The 12,463-nt window shown below is 34.2% G+C and carries 9 protein-coding genes; 3 read left to right on the top strand and 6 right to left on the bottom strand.

Annotated elements, in window-relative coordinates:
- Positions 1 to 54 precede the first annotated feature (54 nt).
- The gene (locus QZ143_RS07805) at positions 55 to 447 is read right to left on the bottom strand and encodes a nuclear transport factor 2 family protein (RefSeq protein ID WP_292882887.1); all 393 of its coding nucleotides are present in this window, start codon (positions 445 to 447) and stop codon (positions 55 to 57) included.
- A 52-nt stretch (positions 448 to 499) separates the two neighbouring features.
- Positions 500 to 1,087, bottom strand: a complete 588-nt coding sequence (locus QZ143_RS07810; RefSeq protein ID WP_292882890.1) for a flavodoxin family protein — start codon at positions 1,085 to 1,087, stop codon at positions 500 to 502.
- A gap of 387 nt (positions 1,088 to 1,474) precedes the next feature.
- On the opposite strand from QZ143_RS07810, the gene QZ143_RS07815 reads away from it, so the two are divergent.
- The 3 genes from QZ143_RS07815 (at position 1,475) to QZ143_RS07825 (ending at position 7,426) form a co-directional block, all read left to right on the top strand.
- On the top strand, positions 1,475 to 2,353 hold the full coding sequence (locus tag QZ143_RS07815) for an alpha/beta hydrolase (RefSeq protein WP_292607679.1): 879 nt from the start codon (positions 1,475 to 1,477) through the stop codon (positions 2,351 to 2,353).
- Between the two features lie 151 nt (positions 2,354 to 2,504).
- Entirely contained in the window at positions 2,505 to 3,383 is an 879-nt protein-coding gene (locus QZ143_RS07820; RefSeq protein WP_292882893.1) for an alpha/beta hydrolase, read from the top strand.
- A gap of 200 nt (positions 3,384 to 3,583) precedes the next feature.
- Positions 3,584 to 7,426 (top strand): Ig-like domain-containing protein, encoded by a 3,843-nt coding sequence (locus QZ143_RS07825; protein WP_292882896.1) that lies wholly within the window; start codon positions 3,584 to 3,586, stop codon positions 7,424 to 7,426.
- Positions 7,427 to 8,083: 657 nt separating this feature from the next.
- On the opposite strand, the gene QZ143_RS07830 is transcribed toward QZ143_RS07825, so the two are convergent.
- The 4 genes from QZ143_RS07830 to QZ143_RS07845 are packed head-to-tail and all read right to left on the bottom strand — an operon-like array spanning position 8,084 to position 11,057.
- On the bottom strand, positions 8,084 to 8,485 hold the full coding sequence (locus tag QZ143_RS07830) for a hydrogenase iron-sulfur subunit (RefSeq protein ID WP_292882898.1): 402 nt from the start codon (positions 8,483 to 8,485) through the stop codon (positions 8,084 to 8,086).
- An 11-nt stretch (positions 8,486 to 8,496) separates the two neighbouring features.
- Complete coding sequence (locus tag QZ143_RS07835; protein WP_292882906.1) at positions 8,497 to 9,642, bottom strand: Coenzyme F420 hydrogenase/dehydrogenase, beta subunit C-terminal domain; 1,146 nt, start codon at positions 9,640 to 9,642, stop codon at positions 8,497 to 8,499.
- 2 nt (positions 9,643 to 9,644) lie between these two features.
- Positions 9,645 to 10,679 carry a molybdopterin-dependent oxidoreductase gene (locus QZ143_RS07840; RefSeq protein ID WP_292882900.1) on the bottom strand — a complete coding sequence of 345 codons (1,035 nt, stop codon included), beginning with the start codon at positions 10,677 to 10,679 and terminating at the stop codon, positions 9,645 to 9,647.
- Positions 10,680 to 10,694: 15 nt separating this feature from the next.
- A complete protein-coding gene (locus QZ143_RS07845; RefSeq protein WP_292882903.1) occupies positions 10,695 to 11,057 on the bottom strand; it encodes a hypothetical protein in 363 nt (120 codons plus the stop codon).
- Between the last annotated feature and the right edge of the window lie 1,406 nt (positions 11,058 to 12,463).

A 12,463-nucleotide genomic window follows, 5' to 3' on the forward strand; every position in this document is an offset into this window, starting at 1 on the left:
CCCTCATGGAAAAATCACAAAGGCATTGGACATGGTTGAAATATGCAAAAAATTTCAATTGTCCCATTTGCTGATATGCCATCTACCATCTATTTTTTCCATAGTCTGTCTTGAATGGAGCGTCCATGTTCCCTTCATCCCATACACTTTCGCATCAAGGGTTACGTCTGCTTTGAAAACTGCCTTATTATCATCAAGTATTGTTATATCCGGATTGTCGATTGTTGATTTGAAATAGTTTAGCGTTCCATCCATGATTTCATCGATGAATTCCTGTTTTGTTTGTGTTTTACCGGACATGTGTGTCAACGTATAATTATCGCATATTATCTCATTTAATTTATCCGAATCCTTTTCAATCATCGCATCTTGAAAATCCATGAATCTTTCAAGGACCTCTTCCTGGTCTGCTGTAAGATCTTTTTTAATGACTACATTCACTTTCATTTTAACCCTCATTTGTGTTGAGGCAAGGAATATCCTGCAAAACATCATAAAATTATTCATCAGATAATCTTTTTCCCAAATCAAATGCTTTTGCACAATCTTTTGGAAACTGAACTTCCTTGCTTTTTTCCTTCAGCTCAGGGTCAAACATGTTATTGAGATAAGGGTCGTATTTTTTGAACTGCTTGGTGTCATAGGCGTATAACGCTTCGCATTCACCGAAAATAGCTGTCAGATATCCCCTCATGATGGCCAACTGATCTTCACCGTTGAAGTAATCCATTTCCTTTGTGACGTTCATGGTGTAAATCATTGCAGTCTTTATTTCTTTTTTGATTTTTGAAACCCTATTGCCGTCTTCATCAAGAACATAGGTGTCTGCTGCAAAAAGCAATCTTTCAAGAAACGCCTGGGCTGATGATGAAATGGATCCGTAGTATATCGGAGTGCCTATGACGATTGCGTCGGAATCAAGGCACATCTGAAGGACTTCCTTCAAATCATCTCTCCAGAAGCATAACGGATTTTCTGAGTTTTTCTTTAGATGGCATGCAAAACAGCTCATGCATCCTTTAAAATCATAGGTATACAAATCAATGTATTCCACATTAGCTCCGTTGCTTTGAGCCCCTTCAACCACATTTTTGCATAGTTATGCAGTATTTCCCCTTTTTCTTGGACTTGCATTAATAACTGTCAAATTCCTACTATTACATTTGAAATCAATGTTAAAAATATATATCCATTTTTAAAATTAGATTTCAGATTTCAAAGCCCTGCCGTTAATGTCAAAACACAGGAGAAATTGAGCTAAAAGTTTTCATTTTGATTTGACCAGTAGAAAAATCAACCAAACGACAGCTGCAATATAAAAATAGTAACAACTATTAATTAATTTAAACATATGTATTAATATAAAGATGAAATTTATCTCAGATGACTGAAAAAAGACATTTAAAGAAAAATTAGATGAAATCAAAGAATTTAGAGACTAAATTCAATTAAAAAATTATTTGTGGTGTTAAAAATGTCAAGGATGTCAAAGATTGTAGAAACTGCACTGGACAAAAAGCATCGTGAATATGTTGACGATGCCGATAAAGCTGATGAACATATGCAGGAGCGTTCTCTTGAAGAGGATGAACCCTATAAAATACCAAAAGGGATATATCGCACTAAGGTTGAAACAAGAGACATGTTCGGATGCCAGATGGTAATCTTTAATGAGATTGAAGACAGTGAACGTCTGGTCATATATCTTCATGGAGGAATATATGTTAACGAAATTAAGTCTGTTCACATTAATTTCTGCGATAAACTTGCAAAAAAGGTTAATGCATCTGTATTTGCTCCAATATATCCTCTTGCTCCAAACCATACCTATGAAGAAACCTACGAAATCGTTGAAAAGCTATATAGACATTTGCTTGAAATGAATAAGCCTATAATAATCATGGGAGATTCAGCAGGAGGAGGATTGTCTGCAGCATTTGCTGAACATCTGGCTGTTATTGATTTGCCTCAACCTGAAAACTTAATTTTAATATCCCCTTGGCTTGATGTGTCAATGTCTGGAGATTATGATGATGTGGAAGCTGATCCGATGCTTGGAGTGGATGGACTGCGTGAAATGGGTGAGACATGGGCAGCTGAACTTGATCCAAAAGACTATAAAGTAAGTCCGCTCTTTGGAGAAGTAGAAAATCTTCCAAAAACCACACTCTTCGTAGGAACTCACGAAATATTCTATCCGGATGTCGTGAAATTCTACAACAAACTAAAAGATAATGGTGTTGATGCCGAACTTAATGTTGGTGAAGAAATGACTCACGTTTATGCCATTTACCCATTGGTTTCAGAATCAAAGGAAGCATTCAAACACCTTGTTAAAGTAATTTTAGATTGAATGGGGAGTTGACTGCAGATAATATTTAACTCATTAATAATAAAAATTTCAAATCAGCAAGGTTTTTGAAAGAGTCCAATTTTACAGATTTATCACAGTTTATATAATTTAATAAATATACTTCATAATAATCAACACAAAAGGTATCAAAATGTCAAAGAGATCAAAAATTGTAGAAAAGATTTTGGAAAAAAATCATCGGGAATATATGGATGATGCCGATGCGGCTGAAGAGCATTTGAAGGAACGCTCCACTGTAGAGGATGAAACCTACAAAATACCAAAAAAGCCATATCACACAAAAGTTGAAAGCAAGAACCTGTTCGGATGCCAGATGATAACTTTCAACGATGTTGAAGATGCAGAGCGCATGGTAATATATATTCATGGAGGAGGATACGTTAACGAAATCAGACTGCCCCACATTTCCTTTTGCGACAGACTTGCAAAAAAAATCAATGCATGTGTATTCTCTCCGATATACCCTCTCGCTCCAAACCATACCTACGAAGAAACATATGAGATTGTTGAAAAGCTCTATAATCACCTCCTGACAACCGGAAAGCCAATTATAATCATGGGAGACTCAGCCGGAGGAGGATTTTCTGCTGCATTCTGCGAATATCTGGCAGTTAAGGATATGCCTCAGCCTGAAAACCTAATTCTGATATCACCATGGGTTGACATGTCAATGTCCGGAGATTATGACGATGTTGAATATGATCCTATGCTTGGAATTGAGGGTGCTCGTGAAATAGGCAAAGCATGGGCCGGAGATTTGGACACTAAAGACTATAAGGTAAGTCCGCTCTTTGGAGAAGTGGACAAGCTTCCTAAAACCACAATATTCGTAGGGACTCACGAAATAATATATCCCGACATTGTCGAATTTTACAACAAACTGCACGATAATGGCGTTGATGCCGAACTGATTGTCGGTGATGAAATGAGCCACGTGTATCCTCTCTATCCGATGGTTCCCGAAGCAAAAGAGGCATTCAATCGGATTGTTGAAATACTTCTCGAGTAATCGAAAATAGATGAATTAAATCATCTATAATTTTATTTTTTTACAGTTAGACCTGTACCCAAAAAAGCTTATTTTTTAACTATATTCTAATTTTTAGGGTAAAAAATCCCCACACCACATGAGTTTAATGCAATAACTATTAATACTTGAAAAAAATATAATTTCACACATAATAAATGAATAAAATTTGGTGAAATTATATGTTCAAGAAAAAGATTTATCTATTTCTGATAATTGTCATTGGCCTAATGGCCATTTCAGCAGTAAGCGCTGCTGACGATAATGCAACGGACATTATTAGTATAGATGAAAATGAAGAAATAATTTTAGAAGAAAATTCAAACGAAAATGTTTTGAATATTGAAAATGACGATAATATAGTGCCTACTAATAATACAGGCACATTTACTGAATTAAATGATGCAATTAATGGAAATGATAAGGATACTGTTGAATTGACTCAGGACTATGCTTATGATTCAACTAGCGACAGTTCCCTTAAGAATGGAAATGTTTTAAAAAGCAATAACAAACTAGGAAGCACTGCATTAACCGCTGAAGAACTTAAAAATACAACAATTGATGCAAACATAACAGTCAACGAAGAAGACATGACAATAACTGTTGAATTAGACGAAAACGCAACAGGATTCGTACAATACAACCTGACCGGTGAAGAAAGCCACATATGGTATATGAATGTAGAAAATGGACAATCAATTATAAAATACATTTTAACTCCAGGTAACTACACAGTCGAAATAACTTATCTTGGAGACGACAAATACAACAAAAACACAACCACAAAGACATTCAACATCATAGGACACATCAAAAATGACACCGAAATCACCTCAACAGCAACAGTTGAAAACTACACAGTAACAATCACAACAAATGTCGATTCCAATGCTACCGGATACGTAACTCTTGCCATACTAGGCCAAACATTCATCGTACCAGTAGATAACGGAAGCGCTGTTTTCACCTATGACTTCAATCCAGGAAACTACACTGCCTATATAACATACCTGGGAGACTACAACTTCAACGCAAACACAACCGAAAGCACATTCACCGTTGAAGAAATCCCACTCAAAAACACAACAATCGACGCAAACATAACAATCAACGGAGAGGACTTTACAATAACAGTAAATGTTGATCCGAATGCTACAGGATTCGTACAATACAACCTCATCGGCGAAGAAAACTACATATTGTATATGGATATCGTTGACGGACAATCAATTATAGAAGATGCTTTAACTCCGGGCAACTACACAATCGAAATAACATACCTTGGAGATGCCAACTACAACACAAACGCAACCTCACTAAACTTCACTATCGAAGAAATCCCGCTCAAGAACACAACAATCGATGCAAACATAGCAATCAACGAAGAAGACATAACAATAACTGTCAACATAGACAAAAACGCAACAGGATACGTTCAATTTAATGTGACTGGCGCTGAAAACTATGTAGTATACATGGATGTAGTTGACGGACAATCAATTTTTGAAGATGATTTAACTCCAGGCAACTACACAGTCGAAATAACATACCTTGGAGACGACAGCTACAACACAAACGCAACCACCGAAACATTCACCATAGTTGGACACGTTAAAAATGACACAGAAATCTCATCAACAGCAGAAGTTGAAAACAGCACAGTAACAATCACAACAAACGTCGATTCCAATGCTACAGGATACGTTACACTCGAAATTTTAGGCCAAACATTCATCGTACCTGTAGATAACGGAAGAGCTGTTTTCACATATGATTTCAACATAGGAACCTACAGTGCGAACATAGCTTACTTAGGTGATTACAACTTCAACAACGCAACAACAACCACCACATTCACAGTCACCAACCAATCCGCTGAATTGGAAAACACTACTGTCAATGTAGATGTTGAAGCAGTTGAAAATAACGTGACAATAACCGCTACTGTTGACAGCCTTGCAAGCGGCCTTGTCGAATTCAACATTGGCGGCAAAGCAGTATACATCGCCGTAAATAACGGTGCCGCCGTGTACAATGTTGTCTTACCTGCTGGCGACTATAACGTTGAAGTAACATACATGGGTGATTCCAGATACAATGCAAACAGAACCTCCAGAGCTTTCACAGTAACCGATCACATTAAAAAGAACACTACCTTGACTCTTGACATAAGATTTGATGAATATAATGTTACTGTTATAGCTGAAGTTGATTCCAACGCTACAGGATTTGTCGAATTCAAATTAAACGGCAATGCCATCATATCAAAAGTAGATGAAGGAAAAGCAATCATGGACACCCTATTGTTCCCAGGCGAATACACAGTCTATGCAACCTACCTTGGAGACCATGACTTCAACGCAAACACAAGCGAAAGCACATTCACAGTTGAAGAAATCCCACTCAAGAACACAACAATCGACACAAACATAACAATCAACGAAGAGGACATAACAATTACCGTGAACGTGAATCCGAATGCTACAGGATTCGTACAATACAACATAACCGGCGAAGAAAACCACATATTATTTATGAACGTGACTGACGGACAATCAATTATAGAATACGTATTGACCCCTGGTGACTACACAGTCGAAATAACATACCTAGGAGATGCAAACTACAACAAAAACGCAACCACCGAAACATTCACTATAGTAGGACACATCAAAAAGGATACTGCAATCTCATCAACAGCAACAGTCAAAAACGGTACAGTAACAATCACAACAAACGTCGATTCCAATGCTACCGGATACGTTACACTTGAAATTTTAGGCCAAACATTCATCGTGCCTGTAGATAACGGAAGCGCTGTTTTCACATATGACTTCAACCTAGGAACATACAGTGCAAACGTAGCCTACCTAGGAGACTATAACTTCAACAGCGCAACAACAACCACCGCATTCACAGTCACCAATCAATCCAGTGAATTGAAAAACACTACTGTTAATGTAGAAGTTGAAACATTCGGAACTGACGTGATAATAACCGCTACTGTTGACAGCCTTGCAAGCGGCCTTGTCGAATTCAACATTGACGGCAAAGCAGTATACCTAGCTGTAAATAACGGAAAAGCAGCATACAATGTTATTTTGCCTACTGGAAACTATAATGTTACTGTAACTTATCTTGGCGATTCCAGATTCAATTCCAACTCAACTTCAAAAGAGTTCACAGTCACAGGCCCTACCAAGAAAAACACAACAATGTCTGCTGAAGTGAGTGTAAAAGATTTAAATGTTGTTGTCACTGTAACTCTTGACAATGATGCTGCTGGATTTGTAGAGTTTATAATGAATGAAGAAATAGTCTATTTACCTGTCCAAGACGGAAAAGTGGTTTTAAATACTACTTTCAAACCGGGAGAATATATTATTATTGCCAATTATCTTGGAGATGATGACTTTAACCAAAACAGTACCCTAGTTGAATTAACTGTCAATAAAGTTGAAACACAAGTCATAACCGCAAAGGTCAGTACTGTCTATGGAACCAGCGGAACCCTATCCCTTACCTTAACTGACGTTAACGGTAATCTGTTGATTGGTAAAAATGTGACTATTAATTTCAACAATAAAGTGTACACCAGAACAGTTAATTCCTACGGAAAAGCATCACTTACTATTGGAAAGACTTTAGTTCCTAAAACATACACAGCAACAATAACATTTGCAGGCGATGACATATATCTTACATCAAATAACACCGCAAAAGTGGTTGTATCCAAGGCAACTCCAAAGATAACCGCTAAAGCACAAACATACAAGGTAAGTGTCAAAACCAAAAAATATTCCGTAACTTTGAAAGGAAATGATAACAAAGCATTGGCAAATGTTAAGCTAAGCATAAAAGTTAACGGTAAAACATATTCTGCAAAAACCAACAGTAAAGGTACAGCAACCTTTAAAATTACCGGATTAACTAAAAAAGCTAAGTATATTGGACTAATTACCTACGCAGGCAACAAATACTACAAGAATTTAAGTAAAAAAGTTCAAATAACCGTTAAATAAGTGAATTGAATTTCACTTATTTTTTCTATTTTTTCAAATTCAAACATTTGAATCCATATCACATGCCGAAAAAATGTGAATCTAAAAAAACAATTTCAAATAAGTGAATAGGCAATTAATTAAAACAATAATTATGCACATAAGTATTAGTTTAATTATTCAAAAATATGATATAAATCATCATCAAACATCCTCAGTTTTTTGGTCAATCACCAGCACCAAGCGAAATGTCCTGATACCGCTACCATCCGACTCATGTTCAGAGTGGAAATTTTCTACGATTATCAAAAAAAGATTAATTTAAAATAAAGGATAGCTATCAAAGATATGGAGAAAATAACTTCAATAGCTATGTAGACAGTGAAAGAAACCTATATAATATTTCATATAAATTTCGTTTTTTGTTAATTAATTCTATATCGATGGAGAAAATAATAACTAAAAATTGTTATGCCATCAATTAATAGTTATCGGCTAATGATGAATTTTATCAACATAGAAATAATTAATTCGAAAAATAATCAAATATTCTCTATTCGACTATCTTTCTAACATTAGTAACGCATTACCAATCTTAGAAAGGCAATTAGAAGAGAAGAATAGTTATTATATAAATAACTATTCCACTAATGGCTAGATATTAGATATATTCGATGATTATAATTCTAATGGACCGAGTTTGGTTAAAGTATCATGAAACTCTTCCATTGTTTTTTGGAATTTTTCACCTTCAGATGCTGAAATCCATTCATGGCGGAATCTTTCTTTTTCAATTCCGAATTCCTCCAAAATGTCTTCAACTATTTTTGATCTTCTGGACCATTTGTAGTTACCAGCATCATAGTGGCAATCACCAATATGACATCCGCCTACAAATACTCCGTCTGCACCTTCCTGAAATGCCTTGAAAATCATTGAAGGGTTAATTCTTCCAGAACACATTACACGAATAATTCTGATGTTTGGTGAGTATTGCATACGTGCAGTTCCTGCTGTATCAGCACCACCATAACAACACCAGTTACATAATAAACCTACGATTTTTAAATCATCTGCCATCAAACCACCTCTTATAATTCTGTTTTTTCTGGACTGTATAATGGAGGTTTAATATCATCAGAAACTCCAGCTACATAACCAGTTCTATTAAAGTATTTTTTCTGCAATTTGTCAAAGATTAATGAAACAGGAATGTCCATCGGACATACGTCGTCACATTGTCCGCAATCCACACAACTGAAACTCATGTGTGACAATCTTACTCCCTGGAATGCAATTGGTGTTGGTGGAATGTTCTGTTCATCCTTGAAATATGGCTTGTTAAGTTCACAGTTTTCAAAGCACCAGCAGATTGGACAAACATCACGACATGCATAACAGCTGATACAACGGCTCCATTCATCCATTTCGCTCACTGTAGGATAGGTTGCATCCTGAACCTTTTTGGCCATCTTAATCATGATGCCTTCGACTTTTTCCCTTCCGTCAATGGCTCCCTGAGCTGGATTTTTAGTTTCAAGAATTCCTGCTTTTTTAGCGCCATCTATTAATTCCTGACCTTTTTCATCGTTGATTTCAATGAATGTCCAGCCGTCTTCTGCTCCCCAGTTTCCACAAGCGATGTTTGCTTTTCTTGGGATTTTAACATCACACCTTTGACAGTTGTTACGACGACCGTATCCTTCCTCTTCGAGGTCGTGGATTTTTACCGCTTCTTCGGAACCGTCTGCAAGTTCAATGATGAATTTACCTTTGTCAATCTCTTCGCTTACAACATCATCCGGGTCAGCCTCATAGAAAAGGTCGATCATTTTTCTACCAGATACAGGAGATACTGTTCCTCCACAATTTAAACCTATTAGATAAATGTTATCCCTATTGATTTTGTGTCGGGTTATCAGTTCTTCTACAGCTCTCATATCACATGGTTTGACGGTGATTGCTACTTTTTTGTCAAATAGATATTTTTGAACAAGATCTCCAATCATTGTTGGAGCACAGTGATATGACCCTGCAGCACTTAATAAATCATCAGATTCTGTGATGAATGTTGGAGTTGCATCATATACGTCATCTTGAGGGCTTAAGGCTAAAACGCCATCAACTATTTCTTCATCAAGCAAATATTTTAGAATGCTTGTTACGGCTCCCCCGCATTCACCTGCCTTGTGAATATCATCATTTTGGGATTTTGCTAAAACATAACTCATATAAATCACTATCCATTTAATTTTTCGATTATCTCGATTTCACTTAAAGCATCTGATTCGACTGCAGCAGTGAAAGTTTGGGTTTCTCCCATTGCGTTTACAAATGATCCTTCTTTTTCAAGCCATGTTTTAGTAGGAATGACAATGTCTGAAATTTCAGTTGTCTTGTTTGAACATGGAGCGAAACTGATAATCTTTGATATTTTTGTAAAATCATATTCCAACTCATCAGCAATGTCGTCGTTGAATACCAATAGGACTTTAGTATTGTCCAATAATTCCAACATTTCATCTAATGATTTAGGTTCAATGATGCCTAAAGTACCTTTAGAATTTGATTTGCTGAATACTGGCAAGCATTTACAGTTTAATGCTTCAATTTTATCCAAATCATCCTGTGAATCGACATAATTAAAGACGATTACTGAATCTTCATCAATATTTCCTTTGTTGCTGTCTAAAAATTCTTCAACAGTGGAATTTGATGTCTCATCGGCAATATTGAATGTGACTGACTCTTCAGCTTTTCCCAATGCGTAGATTTCTGCACCGTTTTGTTTTGCATGGACGATTCTTCTTCCAATAAGCGGATTTTCATATAACAAATCACCGATTACAAAGACTTTGCTTGCACCTGCAACTTCATCATATGAAGCAACATCAGCGAAATCCTTCAAATTATCGGCATAAAAAGCAAGATTAAAATTTTTGGATTCTCCAAATTCCTTTATAGCCTCAATTTCTTCCATATCATTATTACCGGAACAGATTATGGTTACATTGGAACTGTCAGCAGAGCCCAATTCCTTAGATACTTCCTCGATTGCTTTTTCAATATCTGTTTCTGATTTTGATACGATTGCCTTATCAAATTTGTTTTGATAGCATTCAATTGAGTTTCTTCCATTCAAACAATTTTTTCCAGCGTTTACCGGATGCCTTTTATAGGGGAAGGTTCCCACAATTTCTCCATTGTTTATAATAACATTAAGTCCACATCCAACACTACATGAAGGACATAATGTGTGCTTAATCTCCAACATATATACATCTCCAAATTAGTTATAGAGAGCATTGTAATGGTTTTCACTGCCTAAATCCGGATATTCTTTCTTTGATATAATATGAATAGATTCACGTGTTATAGAAATCATATCCATTAGAACATTACATGCATGATAAAAGATTACCTGAGAACATTCATCCTGAATGAATTCCTCAAATAAATCCAATTTTAAAATCCCCTCAACTTTAAAATTCAAGTTGAAATTTTCACATGACTTTAGGACTATGTTGAAATTTATCCTGTCCTGATCAGCATTGGAATATTCGACATACCAATCGATATCCAAATTTAAATCTGAATTTCTGGGATTTATGTCATCTCTAATCAATCCAATTTTCTGCATATAAATTTCCATAATACTCTCCAACCTAGTTAATAACAATTATAAAATTAGAAATCTAATAATATAATCTAAATTTTCATAGTAGTAATAAACATATAAATGTTATTAAAGTATTAAATTCAATATTTGAAGTTTAATTTAAAAAATAAGCATTTAAAAGGGTTAAATTTACTGTAAACAAAATCAAATAATTGCAAATTAAATTATTTAAGATTACATTAATTTTTTATAGATAAGTATTACATTTTTAAAAAAATATAAAACCCAATAACTAATGTTTAAATCAAAAATAGAGAAATTTAATCTCATAAAAATACAAAAACCAACTAATTATCTACTTTCAAGATAAAATATCACATTAAAACATGAATTTAGAAATATAAAAATTTTAAAAATCAAATCATATAGTAATACTTTTTTAAAAATTATTACTACTTCAAAACATAAAAAATTACTAAAAAGTAATAAAGATATTCTCAGATGCCATCACATCAATTCACTTTAAAAAGACTCCAGCGCCTGAATAATTGTTTATGATTATTTCTTATATATACTTAAGGATTGCGATCAAAAAATATTCATACATATCGATTAAATACATCTCAAAGCATTACAAAAAAAGTTAAAGATAGAGTAGTAAATAGCCTCCTACAGCTATTTACCGAGGTGTATGATAAGTTTCAAAATTGAGCTTTATCACATAATTATCATGACCATGATAATCTAATCTATAATCACTATTAATACCATATATAAAGTTTACTAAAGTAATACTTTAGGATTTACCTTAAATAGATTAAATTTTAAATAAATCTAAAAAACAATGAATTTAAATAATAATTATAACTAATAAAAACAAATAATCAGATAAAAATAAAATTAAACTATTTTAAATGGCTACTTATAATTTAAACGAATATAGCATAAACAACTAAAATCCAAATAATTAAAAAAAATAAATTAAATAAAATCCAATAAATTTAAAATTAAACAATTAAAAGCCCAAAATCAATAAAATAAACTCATATAATCACATAATCTAAAAATAAAAGGATTTGATATCAGATTTCAGATATAAATAATAACAGCATGTCAAACATATTCAATGTTAATCAGCTTTAAAAAGTAAAATAATTCAAATCAATTGGCCATTAAGATTGAACTTGAAATAACACTCCAGTTTATTAAAAATAAGCCCAATAGATATAACATGAATAAAACAAACAAAAAGTTAAGTTAGTAATACTTTTTTTAGAAATAATACTACTAAAATTAATAAAAAATAAAAAATAATTATTACAAAAAATAATGAAAATAGAAGAAAATGCCAAAATGAGCTAAACAATAGTTAAAGCGTTTGGCACTTTTTTGAGAACGTTTTCCTTAACTGGAATCATTGTTGATGAAGCAATTGAAAA

Origin of the sequence: Methanobrevibacter sp. UBA188 (assembly GCF_905234905.1) — an archaeon.
Taxonomy (GTDB): Archaea; Methanobacteriota; Methanobacteria; order Methanobacteriales; family Methanobacteriaceae; genus Methanocatella.

Coding starts and splice junctions, on each gene's coding strand:
- QZ143_RS07805 (WP_292882887.1), bottom strand. CDS start 447: ATGAAAGTGAATGTAGTCATTAAAAAAGATCTTACAGCAGACCAGGAA.
- QZ143_RS07815 (WP_292607679.1), top strand. CDS start 1,475: ATGTCAAGGATGTCAAAGATTGTAGAAACTGCACTGGACAAAAAGCAT.
- QZ143_RS07820 (WP_292882893.1), top strand. CDS start 2,505: ATGTCAAAGAGATCAAAAATTGTAGAAAAGATTTTGGAAAAAAATCAT.
- QZ143_RS07825 (WP_292882896.1), top strand. CDS start 3,584: ATGTTCAAGAAAAAGATTTATCTATTTCTGATAATTGTCATTGGCCTA.
- QZ143_RS07830 (WP_292882898.1), bottom strand. CDS start 8,485: ATGGCAGATGATTTAAAAATCGTAGGTTTATTATGTAACTGGTGTTGT.
- QZ143_RS07840 (WP_292882900.1), bottom strand. CDS start 10,679: ATGTTGGAGATTAAGCACACATTATGTCCTTCATGTAGTGTTGGATGT.
- QZ143_RS07845 (WP_292882903.1), bottom strand. CDS start 11,057: ATGGAAATTTATATGCAGAAAATTGGATTGATTAGAGATGACATAAAT.